This is a genomic window from Streptomyces sp. NPDC051173, assembly GCF_040689515.1.
In the GTDB taxonomy this organism is placed as follows: Bacteria; Actinomycetota; Actinomycetes; order Streptomycetales; family Streptomycetaceae; genus Streptomyces.
This window is the reverse complement of record NZ_JBFBBD010000085.1, coordinates 1-22,341: the sequence shown is the minus strand read 5'-3', so window position 1 is coordinate 22,341 and position 22,341 is coordinate 1. Positions and strand designations below refer to the sequence as shown.

At 72.5% G+C, this 22,341-nt stretch carries 22 protein-coding genes; 10 read left to right on the top strand and 12 right to left on the bottom strand.

Annotated elements, in window-relative coordinates; genetic code table 11:
- Positions 1-2 precede the first annotated feature (2 nt).
- From AB0435_RS29685 to AB0435_RS29675, 3 genes are all read right to left on the bottom strand, one after another.
- Complete coding sequence (locus AB0435_RS29685; protein WP_361524905.1) at positions 3-416, bottom strand: anti-sigma regulatory factor; 414 nt, start codon at positions 414-416, stop codon at positions 3-5.
- Positions 417-625: 209 nt separating this feature from the next.
- Positions 626-1,171 carry a GNAT family N-acetyltransferase gene (locus AB0435_RS29680; protein ID WP_366008355.1) on the bottom strand — a complete coding sequence of 182 codons (546 nt, stop codon included), beginning with the start codon at positions 1,169-1,171 and terminating at the stop codon, positions 626-628.
- 99 nt (positions 1,172-1,270) lie between these two features.
- Positions 1,271-1,531, bottom strand: coding sequence for a UBP-type zinc finger domain-containing protein (locus AB0435_RS29675; RefSeq protein WP_366008353.1), 261 nt, complete (start codon positions 1,529-1,531; stop codon positions 1,271-1,273).
- 55 nt (positions 1,532-1,586) lie between these two features.
- Between AB0435_RS29675 and AB0435_RS29670 the strand changes: the two genes are divergently transcribed.
- The gene (locus tag AB0435_RS29670) at positions 1,587-3,188 is read left to right on the top strand and encodes a Na+/H+ antiporter (RefSeq protein WP_366428372.1); all 1,602 of its coding nucleotides are present in this window, start codon (positions 1,587-1,589) and stop codon (positions 3,186-3,188) included.
- A 320-nt stretch (positions 3,189-3,508) separates the two neighbouring features.
- On the opposite strand, the gene AB0435_RS29665 is transcribed toward AB0435_RS29670, so the two are convergent.
- Both AB0435_RS29665 and AB0435_RS29660 read right to left on the bottom strand, forming a co-directional pair.
- On the bottom strand, positions 3,509-4,426 hold the full coding sequence (locus tag AB0435_RS29665) for a pyridoxal-phosphate dependent enzyme (RefSeq protein WP_366428371.1): 918 nt from the start codon (positions 4,424-4,426) through the stop codon (positions 3,509-3,511).
- Between the two features lie 66 nt (positions 4,427-4,492).
- Entirely contained in the window at positions 4,493-5,083 is a 591-nt protein-coding gene (locus AB0435_RS29660) for a peptidoglycan recognition family protein (RefSeq protein ID WP_366007839.1), read from the bottom strand.
- A gap of 166 nt (positions 5,084-5,249) precedes the next feature.
- On the opposite strand from AB0435_RS29660, the gene AB0435_RS29655 reads away from it, so the two are divergent.
- Positions 5,250-6,161, top strand: a complete 912-nt coding sequence (locus AB0435_RS29655; protein ID WP_366007838.1) for a glutaminase — start codon at positions 5,250-5,252, stop codon at positions 6,159-6,161.
- Positions 6,162-6,215: 54 nt separating this feature from the next.
- Positions 6,216-6,428, top strand: coding sequence for a hypothetical protein (locus tag AB0435_RS29650; RefSeq protein WP_366007837.1), 213 nt, complete (start codon positions 6,216-6,218; stop codon positions 6,426-6,428).
- A gap of 79 nt (positions 6,429-6,507) precedes the next feature.
- Here the strand turns inward: AB0435_RS29650 and AB0435_RS29645 are convergent, their stop codons facing one another.
- The 3 genes from AB0435_RS29645 to tatA form a co-directional block, all read right to left on the bottom strand.
- Positions 6,508-7,446 (bottom strand): beta-ketoacyl-ACP synthase III, encoded by a 939-nt coding sequence (locus AB0435_RS29645; RefSeq protein WP_366007836.1) that lies wholly within the window; start codon positions 7,444-7,446, stop codon positions 6,508-6,510.
- A gap of 176 nt (positions 7,447-7,622) precedes the next feature.
- Positions 7,623-9,002, bottom strand: a complete 1,380-nt coding sequence (locus AB0435_RS29640; protein ID WP_366428370.1) for an alkaline phosphatase — start codon at positions 9,000-9,002, stop codon at positions 7,623-7,625.
- A 98-nt stretch (positions 9,003-9,100) separates the two neighbouring features.
- Positions 9,101-9,364, bottom strand: a complete 264-nt coding sequence (gene tatA / locus AB0435_RS29635) for a Sec-independent protein translocase subunit TatA (RefSeq protein WP_366007834.1) — start codon at positions 9,362-9,364, stop codon at positions 9,101-9,103.
- Positions 9,365-9,553: 189 nt separating this feature from the next.
- On the opposite strand from tatA, the gene AB0435_RS29630 reads away from it, so the two are divergent.
- Positions 9,554-11,053: an LCP family protein gene (locus AB0435_RS29630; RefSeq protein ID WP_366007833.1), complete on the top strand. Its 1,500-nt coding sequence runs from the start codon at positions 9,554-9,556 to the stop codon at positions 11,051-11,053.
- A gap of 145 nt (positions 11,054-11,198) precedes the next feature.
- Positions 11,199-12,554 carry a hypothetical protein gene (locus AB0435_RS29625; RefSeq protein WP_366007832.1) on the top strand — a complete coding sequence of 452 codons (1,356 nt, stop codon included), beginning with the start codon at positions 11,199-11,201 and terminating at the stop codon, positions 12,552-12,554.
- A gap of 320 nt (positions 12,555-12,874) precedes the next feature.
- Here the strand turns inward: AB0435_RS29625 and AB0435_RS29620 are convergent, their stop codons facing one another.
- Together AB0435_RS29620 and AB0435_RS29615 are read right to left on the bottom strand one after the other, a co-directional pair.
- Positions 12,875-15,601, bottom strand: coding sequence for an HAD-IC family P-type ATPase (locus AB0435_RS29620; protein ID WP_366428369.1), 2,727 nt, complete (start codon positions 15,599-15,601; stop codon positions 12,875-12,877).
- Positions 15,585-16,010 (bottom strand): metalloregulator ArsR/SmtB family transcription factor, encoded by a 426-nt coding sequence (locus AB0435_RS29615; RefSeq protein WP_366007830.1) that lies wholly within the window; start codon positions 16,008-16,010, stop codon positions 15,585-15,587. Before AB0435_RS29615 ends, AB0435_RS29620 begins: the two co-directional genes overlap by 17 nt.
- A 262-nt stretch (positions 16,011-16,272) precedes the next feature.
- Here AB0435_RS29615 and AB0435_RS29610 point away from each other — a divergent pair, with 262 nt between their 5' ends.
- Entirely contained in the window at positions 16,273-17,151 is an 879-nt protein-coding gene (locus AB0435_RS29610) for an RNA polymerase sigma factor SigF (protein ID WP_366007829.1), read from the top strand.
- Positions 17,152-17,220: 69 nt separating this feature from the next.
- On the opposite strand, the gene AB0435_RS29605 is transcribed toward AB0435_RS29610, so the two are convergent.
- Positions 17,221-17,604 carry an ATP-binding protein gene (locus AB0435_RS29605; RefSeq protein ID WP_366007828.1) on the bottom strand — a complete coding sequence of 128 codons (384 nt, stop codon included), beginning with the start codon at positions 17,602-17,604 and terminating at the stop codon, positions 17,221-17,223.
- A gap of 436 nt (positions 17,605-18,040) precedes the next feature.
- Here AB0435_RS29605 and AB0435_RS29600 point away from each other — a divergent pair, with 436 nt between their 5' ends.
- The 3 genes from AB0435_RS29600 to AB0435_RS29590 are packed head-to-tail and all read left to right on the top strand — an operon-like array spanning position 18,041 to position 20,957.
- Entirely contained in the window at positions 18,041-19,483 is a 1,443-nt protein-coding gene (locus AB0435_RS29600; RefSeq protein ID WP_366428368.1) for a condensation domain-containing protein, read from the top strand.
- Entirely contained in the window at positions 19,480-19,740 is a 261-nt protein-coding gene (locus tag AB0435_RS29595) for an acyl carrier protein (protein WP_366428367.1), read from the top strand. Before AB0435_RS29600 ends, AB0435_RS29595 begins: the two co-directional genes overlap by 4 nt.
- On the top strand, positions 19,737-20,957 hold the full coding sequence (locus AB0435_RS29590) for a beta-ketoacyl-[acyl-carrier-protein] synthase family protein (RefSeq protein ID WP_366428366.1): 1,221 nt from the start codon (positions 19,737-19,739) through the stop codon (positions 20,955-20,957). The genes AB0435_RS29595 and AB0435_RS29590 overlap by 4 nt, the downstream gene beginning before the upstream one ends.
- Positions 20,958-20,982: 25 nt before the next feature.
- Here AB0435_RS29590 and AB0435_RS29585 read toward each other — a convergent pair whose 3' ends face one another.
- Entirely contained in the window at positions 20,983-21,519 is a 537-nt protein-coding gene (locus tag AB0435_RS29585) for a hypothetical protein (RefSeq protein ID WP_366007823.1), read from the bottom strand.
- Between the two features lie 215 nt (positions 21,520-21,734).
- On the opposite strand from AB0435_RS29585, the gene AB0435_RS29580 reads away from it, so the two are divergent.
- Positions 21,735-22,250: an EF-hand domain-containing protein gene (locus AB0435_RS29580; RefSeq protein WP_366428365.1), complete on the top strand. Its 516-nt coding sequence runs from the start codon at positions 21,735-21,737 to the stop codon at positions 22,248-22,250.
- Positions 22,251-22,341: the final 91 nt, after the last annotated feature.

Sequence of the window (22,341 nt, the reverse complement as noted above, 5' to 3'; positions counted from 1 at the left end):
CGTCACGGCTGTCCGGGGCCGGCGCCGCGCTTCTTGTGCAGGCTGATGCTGACCGTGCGGTCGGCGGCGACCGTCGAGTCGACCTCGCCGGCCAGGGCGGAGAGGACCGTCCAGGCGAAGGTGTCGCGCTCGGGCGCGCGGCCGTCCGTCGTGGGCGCCGAGACGGTCACCCGCAGCGCGTCGCCCACGAGGCGGAAGACGCAGCTGAGAACGGAGCCGGGCACGGCTTGTTGCAGAAGGATCGCGCACGCCTCGTCCACCGCGATACGCAAGTCCTCGATCTCGTCGAGGGTGAAGTCCAAGCGGGCCGCGAGACCGGCCGTAGCCGTACGCAGCACCGACAGGTAGGCACCCGCAGCGGGCAGCCGGACTTCCACGAAGTCCTGGGTCCCGGGCTCGCCTGCGATCTGGGACACCCTCACCTCCAAGGTGGCACAAGCTTCTTGAGCTGTTACGAGCACCGGCCCCGTGCTGACCGCCCCTCGGGTGAGGGGCTTTGGCACGGCCCGGCGCGGCACGTGGTTCGGCTGCGACGCTATCGCGATCTGGGGTTCTGTGGAGCAGCCCCGTGACTGTCACTCATGGTAAACCCATGAGCACGGACAGTGGCTAGGGCCTTGCGGTCTCAAATCGAAAGAGCAGTCGCCCTGTTGGGATTTTCGTCACTCTGCGCGAGCGCCGCAAGAGTGTGGAGCGGTTCTCCGGACATCCGTTGCACCGTCCACTCGTCCATCGGCTCGGCGCCGAGCGACTTGTAGAACGCGATCGAGGGTGCGTTCCAGTCCAGCACTGACCATTCGAAACGCTGGTAGCCCCGGTCCACGCAGATCCGTGCGAGGGTGGCGAGGAGCGCCTTGCCGTGGCCCGCGCCGCGCGCCCGCGGGCGGACGTAGAGATCCTCCAGATGGATACCGTGCGTACCCGTCCAGGTGGAGAAGTTGCGGAACCAGAGCGCGAAGCCGACCGGGTCGCCCGCCGGTATCCCGCCCTCGGCACCTTCCTCGTCACTCTCCGCTATCAGTGCGAAGATCGCCGGGTCCGCGCCGAAGAGGGCCTCGCGCAGCTGCTCCTCGGTCGCCTTCGCGTCCTCCAGCGCCCTTTCGTACTCCGCCAGTTCGCGGATCATGGTGCGGATGACGGGAACGTCGTCGGGCGTGGCGGGTCGGATCATGTCTGCATGCTAGGGCCTGTCCGGCGGATCCTGTGGCCGGTTCCGCGGGTGGTGTCGTCCGCACACCACCGCCGCGCGGCGGGCACCCGCCGCGCTCCCTCAGACGATCCGCCGGTCCGTGTAGCACCAGCGCCAGGTCTGGCCCGGCTCGAAGCTGCGCATCACCGTGTGCCCGGTCTCCTCGAAATGCCCCGTCGCGTGGCGGTACGGCGAGGAGTCGCAGCAGCCGACATGCCCGCAGACCAGGCACAGCCGCAGCTGCACCGGGTTGCTGCCGACGGCCTCGCACTCCGGGCAGGTCGGGTGCAGCGGCGCGGGCTCGGGGCGCGGCAGCTCGGGAACATGCGGGCACTCGCTCATGATTGCCAGACTAGTTCGCACCGCCGAGGGCTTCGAACGGAGACGGCCGGGACCGATGGATGTCATGCCACTGCTGATGCTGATCGCGGCCAGCGCCGCGGTCGCGGGCACCGCCCGGAGGACCCCGGTGCCCGCGCCCCTGCTGCTCGTCGCCGTCGGACTCGTCGCCTCCTACGTGCCCGGCGTGCCCGAGTACACCCTCGACCCCGGCATCGTGCTCCCCCTGCTCCTGCCGCCCCTCCTGCACACGGCCGCGCTCGACAGCTCGTACCTCGACATCCGCGCCAACATCCGCCCGGTGGCGCTGTTGTCGGTCGGCTATGTCCTCTTCGCGACCTTCGCGGTCGGATATGTGGCGTACCTGATCGTGCCCGGACTTCCGCTCACCGCAGCGCTGGTGCTCGGCGCGGTCGTCGCCCCGCCCGACGCCGTCGCGGCCACGACCATCGCGCGCCGCCTCGGTCTGCCCTCCCGCATCACCACGATCCTCCAGGGCGAGTCCCTGGTGAACGACGCCACCGCGATCACCGCCTACAAGGTGGCGCTCGCCGCCGCCGTGGGCGAGGGCGCGACCTGGGGCGAGGGCTTCCGCGAGTTCGCCGTCGCGTCGCTCGGCGGCATCGGGGTCGGGCTGGTCCTCATGGTGCCGCTGCACTGGCTGCGCAAGCGGCTGCGCGAACCGCTCCTGCAGAACACCCTCTCCCTCCTCATCCCCTTCGCCGCCTACGCCGCCGCCGAGGTGGTCGGGGCCTCCGGGGTGCTCGCCGTCGTGGTCGTCGCCCTCTACCTCGGCCACCACTCCTGGCAGGTCGACTTCGCGACCCGCCTCCAGGAGGCCGCCGTCTGGCGCATGGTCGCCTTCGTGCTGGAGTCCGCGGTCTTCGCGCTCATCGGGCTCCAACTGCCCGTGGTGATGCGCGGACTGGGGGAGTACGACCTGGGGCAGGCCGCCCTCTGGTACGCCTCCGCGGTCTTCGCCGCCGTCGTGGCCGCCCGCTTCGTCTGGGTCTTCCCCGCGACGTTCCTGCCGCGCGCCTTCTCCGCCCGCATCCGCGAACGGGAGCCCGACACCACATGGAAGGCGCCGCTCGTCGTCGGCTGGGCCGGGATGCGCGGCGTGGTCTCCCTCGCCATCGCCTTCTCGATCCCCGTGACCACACACCACGGACAGCCCTTCCCCGCCCGCAACCTCGTCCTCTTCCTGACCTTCACCACGGTCATCGGCACGCTCGTCGTCCAGGGCCTCACCCTGCCCCCGCTCATCCGCCGGCTGCGGCTGCCCGCGCCCCACCCGACCGCCGAGACGCTCGCCGAGGCACAGGCCCAGAGCGAGGCGTCGACGGCCGCCGAACGCCGCCTCGACGAACTCCTCGCCGACGACCGCAACACCCTCCCCGAACCCCTCGCCGACCGCCTCCGCACCGTCATGGAACGCCGCCGCAACGCGGTGTGGGAACGGCTCGGCGCGGTCGACGAGGTGACGGGCGAGTCGGCCGACGACACGTACCGGAGGCTGGCCAGGGAGATGATCGGGGCCGAGCGGGAGGTGTTCGTCTCCCTGCGGGACGCTCGGCGTATCGACGACGAGATGCTTCGGACGCTGTTGCGGCGGCTGGATCTCGAGGAGGCGGCGGCTTATCGGGAGGAGACGGGGTAAGCAGGCTGCTGCCCCTGCGTCTTGGGTGCGGGTCCGTTGCCGGGTGCGGGTCGCTTCGCGCCTGCGGCGGGCTTCTTCCCCAGCCCCGCCCCTTCCCGAAACCGGGGAGACCCCGGACCCCAACGCGGCTGCGCCGCGTGTCCTCAATCGCCGGACGGGCTGAAATCAGCCCGTTGGGGGCACCTCCCAGCGGTAGCTGGGGGAGTTTGAGGACAGCGCGCGAAGCGTGCTTCGGGGGTCTGGGGGCTTGCCCCCTCACGCGGCGGAGCCGCAGATCGGACACAGCCGGGAAGGGGCGGGGCTGGGGAACGAAGCAGCCGTCAGGCGCTCGGATCCGCGCCCGTGATCACCGCTGCCACCGTCGTGCCCCGAGCGAACGCCCCCTCCGAGGCCAAGGCCGTCAGGCCGAAGAGCATCTTCGCCACATACAACCGCTCCACCCGCAAACCGTGCCGAGACGCGAAATCGTCCGCGAAAGCGAGCAGCTCAGGGGACAGGCGGGCGTAACCGCCGCAGTGGAAGCGTTCGTCCAGGGTCCAGTCGCCCCGCGGACCACCGAAAGCGGCCTGCTGCAAGCGCCGTATCTCCTCGCCCAGGAAGCCTCCCTTGAGCACGGGGAAGCCGATCGTCCGCTGCGTACCGGACAGACCCGCGGCGAGGCCCGCGAGGGTGCCGCCGGTGCCGCAGGCGATGCCGACGACGTCCGCCGCGCCGCGCAGCTCCCGGCCGAGCGCGACGCAGCCGCGCGCGGCGGCCGCGTTGCTGCCGCCCTCGGGGACGACGAAGCAGTCGCCGCCGGCCAGCTCGGCGAGGACGCCGGGCTCGGTCTTGCGGCGGTACGTGGCGCGGTCGACGAACCGCAGCCGCATGCCGTCGGCCACGCAGGCCGCCAGCGACCAGTTGAGCGGCCGGTCGGCGAGCTCCTCGCCCCGGACGACGCCGACCGTGGCGAAGCCCAGCAGCCGGCCCGCGGCGGCGGTCGCCCGCAGGTGGTTGGAGTACGCGCCGCCGAAGGTCAGCAGTGTGCGCCGCCCCGCCTCGGCGGCGGCCCGCAGATTGGGCTCCAGCTTGCGCCACTTGTTGCCCGGGAGCTCGGGGTGTATCAGGTCGTCGCGCTTGAGCAGCAGCCGTACGCCCCGGCGGGCGAACCGCTCGTCCCGCAGCTCTTCGAGCGGGGACGGCAGCCGTGGCCGCAGCGCGGCGAGGGCGGCGGAGGCGGTGGGGAAGTCGCTGGTCACGCCCCCATTCTCGCCGCGGCGGGCGTATTCACCATCCGAGTCATCACCGAGTCACCATCCCAGGCGTCACTTGAGCCGCTCGCCGATGCGCTCGCGCAGCCGGTCCATGGAGAAGCCGGTGGGGTCGAGCTTGCCGGGCCGCCATTCGAGGTGCCCGATCACGGACCGCTCGGTCCAGCCGTGGAAGCGGCAGATCGCGGCCGCCACCTGCTCGACGGCCAGCAGCTGCTCCTCCGGCCAGGGGTCCTTGCCGTCACCGAGGTTGACGCATTCGAAGCCGTAGAAATGGACGTTGCCGTCGGTGTCGGCCCAGCGGACGGGTGGCAGCCGCTTCTCGGCGATCACCGCCTGGAGCACGTCGCCGTCGCCGCCGCCAGCGTGATTGGCGCGGCCGCAGCCGACGAGGTGGATCCTGCCGTCCTTGGCGATGACACCGTGGCACAGCGGGCCGGGGAGCTGGTCGTAGCCGTTCCAGCAGAGGCGTACGGTGCTGTCGGTGCCCGAGGACGCCGTGTGGTGGATCATCACTCCGTTGACCGGGCCCCAGGGGCCGTGCCCGGCACGGTTGTGATTGCGCCAGCCGTCGACCTCGACGACCGTGGCGCCCTCGCGTCTGAGCGCGGCCAGGAACTCGTTCGCGGACATGGGTGGGGCCATGCCGCCCTCCTTGCGAAACCAGGTGGCATACGCCGGACGCGTAGGCCGAATGACCCCCTTGTACCCAAAAGTTCGCAGGTGGGCCGGGCGTTCGGATATCGTGCGAGCCGATCCGGCCTCAGGCCGAAAATCTCATCGTCGACACGGAAGCGCGAGACCCGGGACAGTGGACTACCAGACCGTTCTCGAAGAGGTCGCCGCGTTCGTGCGGCCGTTGGTCGGCCGTGGCCAGGTGGCCGACTACATCCCGGCCCTCGCCGGCGTCGACATCGGCCGGTTCGGGATGGCCGTCGTGGACGTGGACGGCGGGGTGTACGGGGTCGGGGACTGGGAGCGGCCGTTCTCCGTGCAGTCCATCTCCAAGGCGTTCAGCCTCGCGCTGGTGCTGGCCGAGGGCGGCGACCGGATCTGGGACCGCGTCGGCACGGAACCGTCCGGAAACCCCTTCAACTCCCTGGTGCAACTCGAATACGAGAACGGCATCCCCCGCAACCCCTTCATCAACGCGGGCGCCCTCGTCGTCACCGACCGGCTCCAGACCCTGACCGGCGACGCCAGCACCACGATGCTGGAGTTCCTGCGCGCGGAGAGCGGCAACCCGGACGTCTCCTTCGACCCGGCCGTCGCCGCCTCCGAGACCGAGCACGGCGACCGCAATGCCGCCCTCGCCCACTTCATGGCCAGCTACGGAAACCTCGACAACCCCGTACCCACCGTGCTGGAGCACTACTTCTGGCAGTGCTCCATCGAGATGAGCTGCCGCGACCTCGCCCTGGCGAGCGGCTTCCTCGCCCGCCACGGCCTGCGCGCCGACGGCACGCGGCTGCTGCCGCGCCGTGAGGCCAAGCAGATCAACGCCGTCATGCTCACCTGCGGGACGTACGACGCCGCCGGCGACTTCGCCTACCGCGTGGGCCTGCCGGGCAAGAGCGGCGTGGGCGGCGGCATCGTCGCCGTCATACCGGGACGCTGCACGCTGTGCGTCTGGAGCCCCGGGCTGGACGCGCGGGGCAACTCCGTGGCGGGTGTCGCGGCGCTCGACCACTTCACGACGCTCACGGGCTGGTCGGTCTTCTGACGCGGTGGCGCCCGCCGCCGCGGTGACCCATGGTGGGGCGAGGAGGTGGGCCTCATGGAGCACGAGTTGCGTGCGGAGTACGTGGACGGCGGGTCGCCCGGTGCGGCGGTCAAGACGTGGCACGTCGTGCGGCTGGAAGCGACGACGGCCATGTGCGGGCGTGAGCTTCTCCCTGCGGCGGAGGTGCGCTCCACCGACGAATGGGGGACGCCGGGGCTGGCGCTGTGCCACTCGTGTGGGGCGCTGTATTTGCGCGAAGCGCCGTAGGGGGTGCGGGTGCGTTGCCTCCCCCAGCTACCGCTGGGGGAGGCAACGGACCCGCGCCCGGAGGGCTACGCCCGGAGGGCTACGGGCAGCGCACCACCTGGCCCGCGTACGAGAGGTTGCCCCCGAAGCCGAAGAGGAGGATCGGCTCGCCGGAGGCGACCTCGCCGCGGGCGACGAGTTTGGAGAGGGCGAGCGGGATGCTCGCGGCGGACGTGTTGCCGGACTCGGTGACGTCCGTGGCGATCACCGCGTTGACCGCGCCGAGCTTCCGCGCGACCGGCTCGATGATCCGCAGATTCGCCTGGTGGAGCACGACCGCGGCGAGATCCTCCGGGGCCACCCCGGCCCGCTCGCAGACGCCGCGCGCGATCGGCGGCAGCTGCGTCGTGGCCCAGCGGTAGACGGACTGCCCTTCCTGGGCGAAGCGCGAGGGCGTGCCCTCGATCCGTACGGCGTGCCCCATGTCCGGCACCGAGCCCCAGACGACCGGGCCGATCTCCGGGGCGGCCGAGGCCGTGACCACCGCGGCGCCCGCGCCGTCGCCGACCAGGACGCAGGTCGTGCGGTCGGTCCAGTCCGCGACGGCGGTGAACTTCTCCACGCCGATGACCAGTGCGTTCGTGGCGGCCTTGGCCCGGATCGCGTGGTCGGCGCTGGCGAGGGCGTGGGTGAAGCCGGCACAGACGACGTTGACGTCCATGACGGCGGGGGAGGGCAGGCCGAGCGCGGCGGCCACGCGGGCGGCCGTGTTCGGGCTGCGGTCGACGGCCGTGCAGGTGGCGACGAGCACGAGGTCGATGTCGGCGGCGTCGAGCCCGCTGTTCGCGAGCGCCTTCGCCGCCGCCTGGGTGGCCATCGAGGCGACGGTCTCGTCGGGTTCGGCGACGCGGCGCGTACGGATGCCGACGCGGGAGCGGATCCACTCGTCGCTGGTGTCGACCATGGTCGCCAGCTCGTCGTTGGTCAGCACCTTGGCGGGCTGGTAGTGGCCGAGGGCGAGGATGCGGGACCCGGTCATCGACGGTTCCTCCTGCGCGGGGCGGACGGACGGTGGTGGTACGGGATTGCCAGTCTCGACGCTGCGGGGCCGCTCGGGGGTATGTGATCCACCAATGTTCCGCCCGTATAACTGGCACAACCCGCAGGGGCCCGGCCGCCACCGGCGACCGGGCCCACCTCCCTACCGGGCGGTAATCACCGCAGCGACAGCGCCGTGCGGATCGTGGTGAACAGCTGGGTCTGGTCGGTGACCCCGAGGACGCGCTCCGCCTGCGGGCCCTGCGCGGCGATGCGCACCTGGGTTCCAGTGTGCTCCTGCGACGTGCCGGGTGTGTTGGTCGAGTAGTTCACCTTGAGCGGCTGCCCCTCGTTCGTGACCAGCGTCGAGGACAGGCCGGGCGGGTTGGCCTCCAGCGGGACGATCTGGCTGGTGTGGGCGTGGTCGGCGGTGGTGACCACGAGGGTGTCGGGGTGCTCGGCGGCGTACGCGCGGGCGGCCTTCACCGCGCGGTCCAGGGCCGCGGTCTCACCGATCTGGCCGCAGGGGTCGGCCGCGTGGTCGCGCTTGTCGATCGACGCGCCCTCGACCTGGAGGAAGAAGCCCTTCTTCCGGTCGCCGGAGCCCTTCTGCTTCCGCTCCAGCAGTTGGAGCGCCTTGCGGGTCTGCGCCTCCAGGCTCGGGGTGCCGGCCGCGCGCTCGGGGTTGCCCGTCACACAGCGCTGCGGGTCCGTGCCGCCCCGGGCCGCGGGCTTGCCGGTCCACTCGACGGGGACGTTGCCGGGGGCGAAGAGGCCGAGCACGGGCTTGCCCGCCCGGGCGCCCTGGAGGGCCTTGCCGTCGGTCACCACCTGATAGCCGAGCTTCCGCGCCTGCTCGGTGACCGTCATGCCCTTGTACGGGCCCTCGGTGATCTTCTGGTCGAAGCGGGCCTTGCCGCCGCCGAGGAGGACGTCCACCTTGTGGTTCACGCTCTGCTCGGCGATCGAGCCGGGTCCGCCCTTGGCGATGGTGTCGGCCGGGCACGCCTTCATGTCGGCCGGGCCCTGGCAGCTGCGGTCGGTGGCGTGCGAGGCGAGCACGGCGGGGGTGGCGTCGGTGAGCTCGGCGGTGGTGACGCTGCCGGTGGCGAGGCCGTTCCGCTGGGCCAGCTCCAGGATCGTCGTCATCGGCTTGTCCGTGCCGGGCGACTTCGATATCCGGCCGTTGACCGTCTTCCGGCCGGTCGCCCAGCCGGTGCCGCTGGCCGCGGAGTCGGTGACGTAGTCCGGCTTGCCGTTCTTGTCGACGGAGTACGTGGTGTACGCGCCGGTCAGCGGGAACGCGTCCATGTTCAGCCGGCCGGCCGCGCCCACGGTGTAGTCGCGGGCCAGGGTGATCTCCGAGTCGCCCATGCCGTCACCGATGAGCAGGATGACGTTCTTGGCCTTCGCGGCGTGGCCCGCGGCGGCCGTGGCGGGGACGTCCGAAGCGCCGCCCGACCGCGACGCGGAGGCCGCGGCGGGCACCGCGGCCCCGGCGACGAGGAGCGCGGCGGCGCCCCAGACGAGACGGCGTCCGTACGGACGAGAACCCATGGTGTTTCCTCCCTCGGTGACCCGGCGGGATTCGCCGGGCCCGAGGGAAGCTCACCAGGGGCGGGTGTACCGCAAGCGGCGGCAGAGTGACCCGTGGGTCACCTGGGGCTGTCGGCGGGGTGCGCGGTGGTGGTGGGGGTCACGTTGTTGGCCGTGGTCACCGTGGCCGCGGGGGCGGGGGTCACGACGGGACCGGCCTCGGCGCCGCCGTCGTCCTTCATGGCCTTGGCCTCGCTCTTGAGGATGCGCATGGACTTGCCGAGCGCGCGGGCGGTGTCGGGCAGCTTCTTGGACCCGAACAGAACGACCACGACGAGTACGACGACGAGGATGTGCCAGGGCTCCAGGGCATTGCGCAGCATTGACGGATCCACCTCTCTCTTCCGCGTTGATTATCGAGTCGATTATCGCGCCGACTTCCACGGCCTTCTGCATGACGGCCGCCTTCACCATACTTGCTAGATTGCGCAACTGGACAACCTGAGGCCGTGCTCGTCCGTCTACTCCGTCGGGGAGACGTACGGAGCGGGGGAGTGGATGAGGGCTCGCATATGACTGGCACCCGAGGCAGGCGCACGCATCACCGGATGCGGACCATCGGCCTGGTCGCCCTGGGTTTCGTGGTGCTGCTGGCCGGGGGCGTGGGGTGGTTCTACCTGAAGCTCAACGGCAACATCAGCACCTTCGGCGCCGACGGGCTCTCCGACAACCGTCCGGCCGCGGGTGCCGCCGGGCAGAACGTCCTGGTCATCGGCTCCGACTCGCGCTCGGGGAGCAACAAGGACCTCGGCGGCGGCGAGGGCGACGTGGGCCGCTCGGACACCGCCTTCCTGCTGCACGTCTACGGCGACCGCAAGCACGCCATCGGCGTCTCCATACCCCGGGACTCCCTCGTGGACATCCCGCCGTGCAAGCTGCCCAACGGCAGCTGGACGGCCGAGCAGACCCGTGTGATGTTCAACTCCGCCTTCTCCGTGGGCGATTCGGCCAAGGGCAACCCCGCCTGCACCCAGAACACCGTGGAGAAGCTCACCGGGCTGCGGGTGGACCACACGGTCGTCGTCGACTTCGCCGGCTTCTCCTCGATGACCTCCGCCGTGGGCGGCGTCCAGGTGTGCGTGCCGAAGGACGTCTACCAGGGCGACCTCAACCCGAACCTCGGCTCGCGCGGCGACCTCCTCTTCCGCAAGGGACAGCAGAGCGTCTCGGGCCAGAAGGCGCTGGACTACGTGCGCGTGCGGCACGGGATCGGCGACGGCTCCGACATCGGCCGCATACAGCGGCAGCAGGCGTTCGTCTCCAGCATGATCAAGAAGGTGCGTTCGCAGGGCTTCAGCCCCACCACGCTGCTCCCGCTCGCCGACGCGGCCACCAAGTCGATGACCGTCGACCCCGGCCTCGGCTCGGCCGACAAGCTGCTGTCCTTCGCGATGTCGCTGAAGGACATCGACCTGCACAACATCAAGTTCGTCACCGTGCCCTGGCGTTACGCGGGCAACCGCGTCGACATCGTGCACCCCGACGCCGAGGCCCTGTGGGCCTCCCTCAAGGCCGACCGCACGATCGACGGCAAGGACGCGGGAGGCAAGCGCGGCGCGAGCCCCGCACCGTCGGAGCAGCCGCAGCAGGCCATGCAGGCGGACGCCCCGGTGTCCGGCAAGGGCGTGAGCGTCGCCGTCGCCAACGGCACCACCGTCAAGGGCCTCGCCGCGCGGGCCACCAGTGCCCTGGAGGACCACGGCTACACCGTCACCGGCACCGGGACCGCCGCCGAGCGGGACCAGGCCACCACCGTGATCGAGTTCGGCCCGGGCGAGGCGGACCACGCCCGGACCCTGGCCCGGCTCTTCCCCGGCTCGTACGTACGGGGAGCGTCCGCGCCAGGCATCTCCGTCGTCCTCGGCCACGACTACGCCGACGGGCCGTCGGCCGCCCCGTCGTCCGACTCGCCGTCCCCGGCGCAGTCGAGTGCCGGCGCGCTCTCGCCCGACGTCGCGGAGAAGGCCCGGTCCGCGGACGACGACCCCTGCGCCAACCTCTCCTACGGCTGAGCCGTAGGAGAGAGGCAGGGGGGCAAGGGGGGAAAGAAGAGGGGGGGAACCCCGTGCCTGAATATTCCGTTTTGGTGGTAAGCGCAGAGTGAGTCCCGTGAGCCCGAAGAGTTCCACGAGCAGTCCTTCTCCGAGGAGCAACGCCATGCCCGCCTTCCCCCGGGCGCTGCCCAGGTCGCTGCCGGCCCTGATCGCCGCCCTGTTCGTGCTGGTGGGCGCGGCGCTCTACGCGCCGTCCGCCCACGCCGACACGAGCGCCACCGGCCTGGACGCCGCGGCCGGAGTGCTGACCAAGGGCCCGGTCTACGTCGACCCCCGGGCCGCCGACCAGCTGCCCGCGGCCGACGCCCAGGCGCTGGCGAAGAAGATCCGCGACGCGGGCAAGCCGGTCTTCGTCGCCGTGCTGCCCGCCGCCTCCGAGTACCCCAGGGCCACCGTCATCCAGGACCTGCGCACCAAGGTCGGCATCGCCGGTGTCTACGTGGTCCACCTGGGCGACGCCGTCAACGCGGCCTCCGACCCGCGCGTGATGTCCCGCAACGCCACCCGCAATCTGGTCGGCTCCGTCCAGCGGTCCGGTGGCGACGTCAAGACTCAGCTCAACCACTTCGTCGACCAGGCCGACCGGCAGGCCAAGGGCCGCGAGCCCGGCTCCTGGGGCGGCTCCGGCGGGGGCGTCGGCGCGACCGGGCTGATCACCGGCGGCGCGGTGATCGTCGCCGGTGGCGCCGGGGCGTACGCCCTCTACCGCCGCAACCGCAAGAAGCGGGAGGAGCGCGAGCGCGCCGAGCTCGACGCGCTGCGGGTCGTGGTCGACGAGGACATCACCGCCTTCGGCGAGGAGCTCGACCGGCTCGACTTCTCCCCGTCCGAGCCCGGCGCGGACGACGCGATGCGCAAGGACTACGAGGAGGCCCTCGACGCCTACGAGGAGGCCAAGTCGAAGATGGCCGCCGCCGCGAAACCGACGGACGTCACGGCGGTGACCGAGACCCTCGACAAGGGCCGCTTCGCGCTCGCCACCCTCGCCGCCCGCCGCACGAAGTCCCCGCTGCCCGAGCGCCGCGTCCCCTGCTTCTTCGACCCGCGCCACGGGCCCTCCGTCCAGGACGTCCAGTGGGCCCCGCCCGGCGGTGCCGTACGGACCGTGCCGGCCTGCGCGGCCGACGCCGCCCGGATCGCGGACGGCCGGGAGCCGCTGTCCCGCGAGGTCCAGACCATGAGCGGACCCCAGCCGTACTGGAACGCGGGCCCCGCGTACGCGCCGTGGGCCGGCGGCTACTTCGGCGGCGGTCTGCTGCCGGGGCTCCTCGTCGGCACGATGCTCGGGAACGTCCTCAGCGGTCCCGCGTACGCGGCCTCGCCGGACGGTGGTGGGGTCGAGGGCGGGGATTACACGGGGTCCGATTTCAATTCGGACGATTTCTCTGGTGGGGGCGGCTGGGGAGACGGCGGCTTCGGGGGCGGTGACGGGGGTGGCTTCGGGGGCGGCGATTGGTGACGGCGGGTTGTCACTGCGCCTGCGGCGGGCTTTGTTCCCCTATCCCGCCCCTTCCCGAAACCGGGGAGACCCCGGACCCCCTGACCGCGCTCCGCGCGGTGTCCTCAAACGCCGGACGGGCTGAATATGCGGCTACGGTCCGTCATCCAGCCCGTCCGGCGTTTGAGGACGCGCCCGCTGGGGGCACCTCCCAGGTAGCTGGGGGAGCTCCCGCCGCAGGCGGCAACGGCGGGGCAGCCGGGGGTCTGGGGCGCGAGCCCCAGTTTCGGGAAGGGGCGGGGCTGGGGAAAAGCCCGCCGCAGGCGGCAACGCACCCGCACTCATCCCCACCGTCGCGCCACCCCCAGCGCCGCACCGTAGAGCGCCAGAACCCCCGCCATCAGCCCGTAGTACAGCGGCGGCAGCGCCGTCATCCCGAGCACGGGGCCCAGCGGCGACAGCGGCAGGAGCAGGCCCACCACCGCCAGCGCCGACGCCGCCAGCCGGATCGGAGCGGGCGCGCCGCCCTCCGCCAGGCGGCGGCTGGAGCGGAGCAGGAGCATCACGAGCGACTGTGTCAGGAGGTTCTCCGTGAACCAGCCCGCGTGGAAGGCCGCCTGACCCCGTTCGTCGTCGAACGAGCGCACGGCCAGCGCCAGCACCCCGAAGGTCGTCAGGTCGGCCACCGCGTTCAGCAGCCCGAAGCCGGTCATGAAGCGGAACAGCGCGCGCGGCCGCAGCACCGTCGGGTGCCGGAGCGCGTGCGCCCCGGGCCGGTCGAAGGCCAAGGCAAGCTGGGCCGCGTCGAAGCAGAGGTTCTGTACCAGCACCTGCGCGGGCAGCATCGGCAGGAACGGCAGCAGCAGCCCGGCCGCCAGCATCGCGATGACGTTGCCGAGGTTGGAGGAGAGGGTGATGCGCAAGTAGGCGGCGATGTTGCCCGTGCTGCGGCGCCCGGCCAGGATCGCCCGCTCCAGGGCGGTGAGGTCCTTCGAGGCGAGCACCACGTCGGACGCCTCACGCGCCACGTCCACCCCGTCGCGCGGGCAGATCCCCACGTCGGCGGCGTGCAGCGCGGACAGGTCGTTGACCCCGTCGCCCAGGAAGCCGACCGTGTGGCCCCCGCCCTCGCGCAGGGCCCGGACGATCCGGGCCTTGTGCTCGGGCGCGCACCGCGCGAAGACCGTCGTACGGGTGGCGAGACGGGCCAGCGCCGACGGGCCGAGCCCCTCGATCCGGTCGGCGGTGACGACCTCGCCCGGCTCCAGGCCCAGCTCACGGCAGATCCGGGCGGCGGTGCCGGGGTGGTCGCCGGTGAGCACCTTCACGGTGATGCCGCGCTCGGCGAGCGCGGTGAGCGCCTCGGCGGCGGTGGGCGCGAGCGCGTCGCGCAGCCCGACGAAGCCGAGGAAGGTCAGGTCGCGCTCGTCGGCCGGGGTGTACGGCCGCCCGCGCGCGGGCCGTTCCGCGACCGCGACGGCGAGCACCCGCAGCCCGTCGGCGGCCAGCGCGGCGGCGCGCCCGGCCAGCCGCTCCCGCTCCTCCACGCCGAGCGGGAGCCCGGCGTGGCCCGCGCGCGTGCAGTGCCGGAGCACGTCCTCCGGCGCGCCCTTGACCACCAGCGTGTGCACCTTCGCCGGCGCGGGACCGCCGGTCAGCGCGCGGACGTTGCCGGGCGTGCCGAGGAGGCCGGGTTCGTAGTGGGCGGGGCCGCGTACGACCGCTGTCGCGAGGGTGCGGCCCGGCCCGCACGGCAGCGCGGCGACCCCCTCCACGCTGTCCGCGCCGAGCACCCCGCCGCCGCGTTCCTCGTCCGCGTCGAGGATCGCCTCGTCCAGCGCGTCGGGCGCGGGCAGTTCCGCCAGCTGGAGCGTCCACAGGGCGTTGACCGCCGCCCAGTGCAGGACGGCCGGGTCGTCCCGGCCCTCGCCGTCGACCGCGCAGGTCACGACGGGCACGTCCTGGGTGAGCGTGCCGGTCTTGTCCACGCACAGCACGTCGACCGCGCCGAGGTCGTGCAGCGCGGGCAGCCGCCGGACGATGACCTCGCCGCCCCGGGCGAGCAGCGCGGCGCCGCGGGCCAGCGCGGTCGTCACCACGACCGGCAGCATCTCGGGGGTGAGCCCCACCGCGACGGCCACCGCGAACGGCAGGGTCTCCATGCCGCGCCCGCGCAGCAGCGCGCCCGCGATGAGCACCAGCGGGGCGGTGAGCAGCATGAAGCGTACGAGCGTCCAGGCGATGCCGTTCACCGACCGGTCGAACGGGCTGACCACCGCGGACCCGCGGCGCCCCCACCCGTACGCCTCGCGGTCCCGGTCGGGCAGCGCGCCCGAGAGCATCGTGTCCGCGCCGGTCGCCACCACGACGCCCGTACCCGTGCCGGAGACGACGCTGCTTCCCTGGAAGCAGCTGTGGGTACGGGCGTGCGCGTGGTCGTCGGACCCCGGCACGTCGAGCCCGTGCTTCACCACCGGCGCCGACTCGCCCGTCAGCGCCGCCTCATGGACCGTCAGCCCCGTCGTCCGCAGCAGCCGCAGGTCCGCCGGGACCAGGTCGCCCGGCGCGAGCAGCACGACGTCGCCCGGAACGAGCTGGTCGACGGGGAGTTCGCGGGTCAGGGCGGGCGCGTCCGGCGCCGGCCGGCGGCGGACCGTCGCGGTGGTCGCGATCATGTCGCGCAGCGCCGCGGCCGAGCGGTCCGCGCGGTGCTCGCCGGTCGACCGCAGGACGCAGCTGACCATGACCAGGACCGCGATCACACAGGCGGTGGCCCAGGCGGACATGACCGCCGAGACCAGCCCGAGGCAGATCAGGACGGCGGTGAAGGGGTCGCGCAGGCTGCGGGCGAAGCGGCGCGGCCAGGAGACCGGGCGGCGCCCGGGGAAGGTGTTCTCGCCGTGCCGCGCGAGGCGTTCCTCGGCCTCCGCCTCCACGAGCCCGCGCGGGCCGCTCCGCAGCGTGCGCAGGACTTCGAGGGCGGTACCGCGCCCGCCCTCCGTGTGCTCGCGGGCGTTCTCCTCAGCCGCTGCCCCGCCCGCGGCAGGGCCCTCAGGCGCCCAGACCACGGAGGCGCCCGGAACCGGCACGCGACCCGGCGGCCGCGCCGGGAAGGGCCTCCGCACCGGTCCTGCGGTCGACGAGCTGGCCGACCATGAGCCGAACGATCGTGACGACGTTCGGGTCGTCCACGAGATACACCACGCGCCGCCCCTCGCGCCGGGACCGCACCAGGCCGGCGAGCTTCAGCTTCGCCAGGTGCTGGCTGATCGCGGGGAGCGCCCCGCCCACCCGCTCGGCGAGCCCGCTCACATCGCTCTCGCCCTGGGACAGCGCCCACACGAGATGCAGCCGGGCCGACGAGGCGAGCAGCCCGAACGCCGCGGCCGCCTCCGACAGCACCTCCGCCGAGGGGTCGTCGAAGCCTTCACCGAAGCTCCCTTCGAAGCCTCCGACGCTTCCGACTCCTGCGGCCACTGTCGCTCTCCCGTCCCTGTCGGGCATCCGGCGCCCGGCACGACCAGTCTAGGCGGGGCCGCGTGGAGGGACGGGCGGACATGCGCCGTGGGTACGTTCGCCCCGGTTCGGCCGTGGCCCCTTCCTGTCCCGTGCCCCTCTTTTCCCTGTCCCGTCCCCACGCCGCAAGGGGGACGGCTTCGCCCTGGGCGAAAAGAGGAGGCATGCCCGCCGGGCCGCCGGGTAGGCGGCGGACGTCAGCAACGGATCTGGGGAGGACGACGTGACCATCACGGCATCCACGGTTACGACAGAGCATTCGACGGCTGTTGCGCAGCGGTTCGAAGAGTCGGTCGGGGGGCTGCCGTACATCGAGGACGCGACGACGGTGGCACCGCGGGACGCCCGCGCGCTGTCCAAGCTCTTCTTCGACCGCCTCGCCGAACTGGAGGAAGGCACCCACGAGTACCAGTACGCGCGCAACACGCTGATCGAGATCAACCTCTCGCTCGTGCGCTTCGCCGCGTCCCGCTTCCGCAGCCGTGGTGACCAGATGGAGGACATCATCCAGGTCGGCACGATCGGGCTGATCAAGGCGATCGACCGCTTCGACCTCTCGCGCGAGGTGGAGTTCACCACCTTCGCCGTGCCGTACATCGTCGGCGAGATCAAGCGGCACTTCCGGGACACCAGCTGGTCGGTGCACGTGCCGCGCCGCCTCCAGGAGCTGCGCGTCGAGCTGGCCAAGGCCACCGGCGAGCTCTCCCAGAAGCTGGACCACGCGCCGACCCCCGCCGAGCTCGCCCAGCACCTCGGCATCACCCGGGAAGAGGTCGTCGAGGGCATCGTCGCCAGCAACGGCTACACCGCGGGGTCCATCGACGTGCCCGTGGACGAGGGCTCCGACCAGTCGGGCACCAGCTATGCCGACCGGCTCGGCGACATCGACCCGGCCCTGGAGGGCGTGGAGAACCTCCATGCCCTCAAGCCGCTGGTCGCCGAGCTGAGCGACCGCGAACGGAAGATCCTGCGCATGCGGTTCGGCGCGGAGATGACGCAGTCGGAGATCGGCGCCGAGCTGGGCATTTCCCAGATGCACGTGTCGCGGCTGCTGTCCCGCATCCTCGGCCGGCTGCGCCTGGGGCTGCTGGGGCTGAGGTAACCCCGGCCTCCTCTCCTCCCGGTCCTGCTCGCGGGCGGCGGTCCCGTATGCCGAGCCTCGGATGCCGCCTCAGATACCGATCGGCAGCGGAGCCGGCCGCAGCCAGGTGGCCCGTACGGTCTTGCCCTCCGGCCGGCGGTCCACCACCTCCAGCCGGGTGGCCAGCCGCTCGACCATGTGCCAGCCCAGCCCGCCGCCCCCGGCCAGGTCCGGGGTGCGCGGCTCGGGCGGGCGGGGACTGGCGTCGGCGATCTCCACCACCAGCCGCCCCTGCACCGCCCGCACACACAGCCGCCACCAGCCACCGGTGTGCCGGATCGCGTTGGCCACCAGCTCGGACACCACGAGCACCACGGCGTCGAGATCCGCCCACGGGCAGTCCCTGGCCAGGAACTCCGCCGTCGCGTGGCGGGCCCCGGCGGCATCCCCGTAAGGGAATTCGATCACGACCATCTGTGCGGCTCCTCATCTCTTCGCAGGTCGTCTACCCATGGATCGCCGACTCATGACCGAAAAGTACGGGTCCGTTGCGCGGGCGTCCGGCCTGCTGCGGAGGCCTACGGCAGCGGTCGGGAAGCCGTCGGGCGGCGCGGTGGGAACGGACGTGCGTTCCCGCATCCAAGCGGGTGGGGGCCTGCCGCGCGAACGACGTGAAACCCGGCGGACCGCCACGTCTCATAGGGCACCACGACAAACCCTGCCACCGCTTCGGAGCCGGTTCGCCAATCCGTGTACGCGCGCGGTCCGCGTGCCATGAGCCGGACCGCCGTTGGGCACTCAACGCGGAAGATATGGCGGACGGCGAGATCTGGGGGCTTCACGTGGGTGTGGCGAGGGATGTCGGAACCGGCCCCGGGCATCGGCGTCGCACCGGGGACGGGGTCCGCGGATGCTGATGACGACGCTCGCCGGGTACCACGTGCGCCCCGGCCGGCTCAGGGAGTGGACGCTGGACGCGGCGCCCTTCGAAGAGGCGTCGCGGACGGCCGGGGGCGCGACGCCCCTGTCGTACAACCAGCAGTTGCATCTGACGTTCTCCCTGAAGCTCGTGGAGCGCGGTCTCGGAGCGCCGGCCTGGCTGGGATTCGGGTTCGAGATCCCCGGCCCCCTCGACACCGAGGTGTTCCGCGAGACGGTGCGCGCCTGGGCCGAACGGCACGAGACGCTGCGCAGCGGCTTCCGCCTGGAGGGCGGGAAGCCCGAGCGGTTCACCGTCGGCAGCCACGCGGTGTCCGTGCGGGACGCGCCCCTGGGCGACTTCACGAGCGGCGAGGAGCTCCGCGCGTACCTCCAGGAGCGCATCGACGGCGCCACGGAGGCGTTCCGGCTGCCCAGTCTCGTGGTGGAGACCGTGGAGCGCGCCGACTCCACCACCGTCGTCGTAGGGGTGGACCACGCGCACGCCGACGGGTACTCCGTCGCGATGGCCGTACAGGAACTGCAGGACCTGTACGCCGCGATCGCCGCCGGGGAAACGGTCGTGCACGACGGCATCGGCAGTTACGTGGACTACGGCGTCATGGAGCGCGCCGCCGTCGAGCAGGTCGGCACCGACCATCCGGCCGTCGTGGACTGGAGCCGCTTCGTCGCGGACAGCGGCGGACGGCTGCCGCGGTTCCCCCTCGACCTCGGCGTCACCGACGGCGAACTGGTGCCGCACACCATGCTGGACACCTGGCTGGTGGACGCCGCCGAGGCCGAGGCGGTCGAGGAGGTCTGCCACGCGGCGGACGGCGGCTTCCTCGCCGGACTGCTCACGGCTTTCGCGATCGCCGCCCACCAGTTCACGGGCGCGCGGGTCTACCGGACCGTGATGCCGATGCACACGCGCTCCCGGCAGGAGTGGGCGCGCTCGATGGGCTGGTTCATCGGGCTGGGCCCTGTCGAGATCGACCTCGGCACGGCGAGGACGTTCCAGGACGCCGTGCACGGCGCGCACCGGTCCACCAGGGCGGCGATGAGCCGCACCCGGGTGCCGTTCCTCAGGGTCGTGGAACTCCTCGGCCTGGAAGGGGACTTGGAGCGCGCGATGCCGGAGTTCTTCTCCTTCGTCTCCTTCACCGACATGCGGGTGATCCCCGGCGCGCGGCGGTGGCCCGAATGGAACGCCCGGACGCTGTTCCGGCTGACCCGCGGCAACAAGGCCAACATCTGGCTGAACCGCACCCACGACGGCGTGCGGTTCACCGCACGCCACCCCGACACGGAGCTCGCCGGCATCGGCGTCGCCTGTTTCGCCGACCGTGTGCGGGACGTGCTCCACAGCGTGGCGAAGACGGGCGACTACGCCTTCGCCGACGACCCCTCGATCACCACAGGAGATACTGCATGACCTCAGTGCGGGAGACCGTGGAAGCGATTCTGGTGAGCAAGTTCCAGGTGCTTCCCGAAGAGCTGGCGGCGGACGGGACGCTGGCCTCGATGGACCTCGATTCGCTGGCCGTGATCGAGCTGCTCTACACCCTGGGCAAGGAACTGGACGTCAAGGTCGGTGAGGACGAGGTGACCTCGTACCAGACCCTCCCGCAGCTGGTGGCCCTGCTGGAGGACAAGCGCGCGCCACGGGCGGCCCAGGGAGTGATGCCGTGACCCGTCCCGAGGTCGCCGTGACCGGCCTCGGCATGGTCACCCCCGCCGGGGTCGGGGCGGAGGCCACCTGGGAAGGCGTGCTCGACGGCCGGGCGACCGCGTCACCCGACCCCGGGCTCGCGGGCCTGCCCGTCGACTTCTCCTGCCGCGTCCCCGGCTTCGACCCCGCGGCCCATCTCGGACGCCGGGCCCTGTGGCGGACGGACCGCTGCTCCCAACTGGCCGTCGCCGCCGCCCGGGAGGGCGTACGCGACGCCGGACTCGACCCCGGCAGCTGGAACGGCGCTCGGGTGGCCGTGGTCGTCGGCACCTGCTTCGGCGGTCAGCGGGCGTGCGAGGACGGCCACCGCGATCTGCTCCGGGAGGGCGCGGAGGGGATCTCCCCGACGCTCGTGCCGAAGATGATCCCCAACATGCCGGCGGCCGAGGTCTCGATGGACCTGCGGGCCCGCGGGGTGAACCTGAGCGTGTCCACCGCGTGCGCCTCGGGGGCCAGCGCCATCGCGCTGGGCCGGGACCTGCTGCTGTCCGGGGCCTGTGACGTCGTGGTCGCCGGTGGCGCGGACGCGGCCGTCACCCCCCTGATCGCCGTGGGTTTCCAGCGCATGGGCACCCTCTCGGGCCGCCGCGACGACCCGGCGGCGGCCGCCCGCCCCTTCGACGCCACGCGCGACGGCTTCGTGCTCGGCGAGGCCGCGGCCGTGCTGGTGCTGGAGCGCGCGGACGCCGCCCGGCGGCGCGGCGCGGTGCCGCGCGCGGTCCTGGCCGGCTGCGGCTCCACCAGCGACGCCTACCACGTCACCGCCCCGCACCCCGAACACCGGGGCGCCGAGGCCGCGTTGCGCGCCGCGCTCGCGGACGCGGGAGCGTCCCCCCGGGAGGTGGACCACGTCAACGCGCACGGCACCTCCACCCGCATCAACGACTCCACCGAAGCGGCCCTGCTCACCCGGGTCCTCCCGCACGCCCCCAGCGTCACCTCGGCCAAGGGCGCACTCGGCCACTGCCTCGGCGCGGGCGGCGCGGTCGAGGCGGCCCTGACCGTCCTGACGCTCCAGCGCCGCCTCGTCCCGCCGACGGCCAACCTGGAGACGGTCGACCCCGCCTTCGAGCTGGACCTGGTCCACAAGGCCGCGCGCGAGCAGGAGATCGGCCTCGCGCTGAGCAACGCGTTCGGCTTCGGCGGCCACAACGAGGTCCTGGCCTTCCGGCCCTAGGTCGGCGGGCCGGGGGTGTTCGGCGTCAGGGCAGGATCTCCAGTTGGACGGAGCTTTCCCTGCCCTGGAGGCCGGAAGTGAGGCAGTCCGTGGGCAGTTGCCGGGCCCGGCCGACCACCGTCCGGCGCACGTGGTGCCCCGCGCCGCGTCCGTCGGTGACCCGGCCGGACTGGAAGGAGGTCAGGACGCCCGCGACACGGGACGTGGTGGTGCTGTCGATGGCGATCACCGACCGCTGTCCGTCGGCGTACCGGACGGTTTCCTCGCCGCTGCCGTTGGACAGCGAACCGCAGGACACCGAGGCCGGGGCCGAATCGAAGGAGCCGGTGGCCTCGACGGTACGGCCCGGCCCGACGGTGCACGTGTACCGCACGTCCGCGTGGTTGCGCGTCACCTGGGGCAGGAGGGTGAGCGGCGGGTCGTAACGGCTCTGGGCGCTGCCCGTGCAGGTGACGGCCTCGTGACCGCCTCCTCCGGCCCAACCGGCCGGCGCCCACACCAACGACGAGACCACGAGCGTCAGGGACCCCAGCGTCACCGCCGTGCCACGCATTCCGAACACAAGCCCTCCCACACGTCCGGCACCACTACCGACCCTTGACTACCCCGGGCCGCGGCCGCCACCGCAGCGTCCGGAAGCGCACCCCCCGCGCGCACCCAACCGGGCGCGCTGTCCCCTGCGCTCTGCTCTCACCGGCCGTATGAGGCTCGGAGCGAGCCGGGTAGGGAGAGCGGGACGAGCCCTCGTCGAACTGCAGCGAGCATGAGGAGACCCGAGTGGACCGTGCGACCGCCACATCTGCCATCAGCGCGACAGGGCGCGTCTTCGCCATGATGGACGCGGACGGGGACGGGGTCGTCTCAGCGCACGACTACCTCTCCCGCATCGACCGGACCGTCCACGCCACCGGCCGCACGGAGGGCGACCCGCTCGTCGTCACCGCCCGTGCCGAAGGCCGGCAGGCCTGGGGGGCGATGGACTCGAACGGCGACGGGACGCTGACCTTCGACGAGTACGACGCATGGGTGGACGCCGACAAGTTCGACAACATCTGCCGGTCCGCGCTCGGCTCGCTCTTCGACCTCGCGGACGCCGACGGGGACGGCGCCCTGGACAAGGCCGAGTTCACGATGCTGCGCACCGCGTTGAACAATTCCCCGGGAAACGCTGCCGCCGCGTTCGACGCACTGGACGCCGACGGTGACGGCTGGGTCGGCCGCGATGCGTATCTGGCAGCGATCCGCGCCTACATCTTCGGCGACAGCTCCCCGATGGGCGAGGCGCTGTACTAGTACTACAGCCGGTGGTTTCACGGTGAGTGAGCGCGGCCTGTCCGGGTGCGGTAGTGGCTGGCGCGGGCCCGGCTTTGGTGGCGGGTGCGCC

Bases quoted from the DNA above. Each gene is read 5' to 3' on its own strand.
- AB0435_RS29680 (WP_366008355.1), bottom strand. From the start codon at position 1,171: ATGATCCGACCCGCCACGCCCGACGACGTTCCCGTCATCCGCACCATG.
- AB0435_RS29675 (WP_366008353.1), bottom strand. From the start codon at position 1,531: ATGAGCGAGTGCCCGCATGTTCCCGAGCTGCCGCGCCCCGAGCCCGCG.
- AB0435_RS29670 (WP_366428372.1), top strand. From the start codon at position 1,587: ATGGATGTCATGCCACTGCTGATGCTGATCGCGGCCAGCGCCGCGGTC.
- AB0435_RS29660 (WP_366007839.1), bottom strand. From the start codon at position 5,083: ATGGCCCCACCCATGTCCGCGAACGAGTTCCTGGCCGCGCTCAGACGC.
- AB0435_RS29650 (WP_366007837.1), top strand. From the start codon at position 6,216: ATGGAGCACGAGTTGCGTGCGGAGTACGTGGACGGCGGGTCGCCCGGT.
- AB0435_RS29645 (WP_366007836.1), bottom strand. From the start codon at position 7,446: ATGACCGGGTCCCGCATCCTCGCCCTCGGCCACTACCAGCCCGCCAAG.
- AB0435_RS29640 (WP_366428370.1), bottom strand. From the start codon at position 9,002: ATGGGTTCTCGTCCGTACGGACGCCGTCTCGTCTGGGGCGCCGCCGCG.
- tatA (WP_366007834.1), bottom strand. From the start codon at position 9,364: ATGCTGCGCAATGCCCTGGAGCCCTGGCACATCCTCGTCGTCGTACTC.
- AB0435_RS29630 (WP_366007833.1), top strand. From the start codon at position 9,554: ATGACTGGCACCCGAGGCAGGCGCACGCATCACCGGATGCGGACCATC.
- AB0435_RS29625 (WP_366007832.1), top strand. From the start codon at position 11,199: ATGCCCGCCTTCCCCCGGGCGCTGCCCAGGTCGCTGCCGGCCCTGATC.
- AB0435_RS29605 (WP_366007828.1), bottom strand. From the start codon at position 17,604: ATGGTCGTGATCGAATTCCCTTACGGGGATGCCGCCGGGGCCCGCCAC.
- AB0435_RS29600 (WP_366428368.1), top strand. From the start codon at position 18,041: ATGCTGATGACGACGCTCGCCGGGTACCACGTGCGCCCCGGCCGGCTC.
- AB0435_RS29595 (WP_366428367.1), top strand. From the start codon at position 19,480: ATGACCTCAGTGCGGGAGACCGTGGAAGCGATTCTGGTGAGCAAGTTC.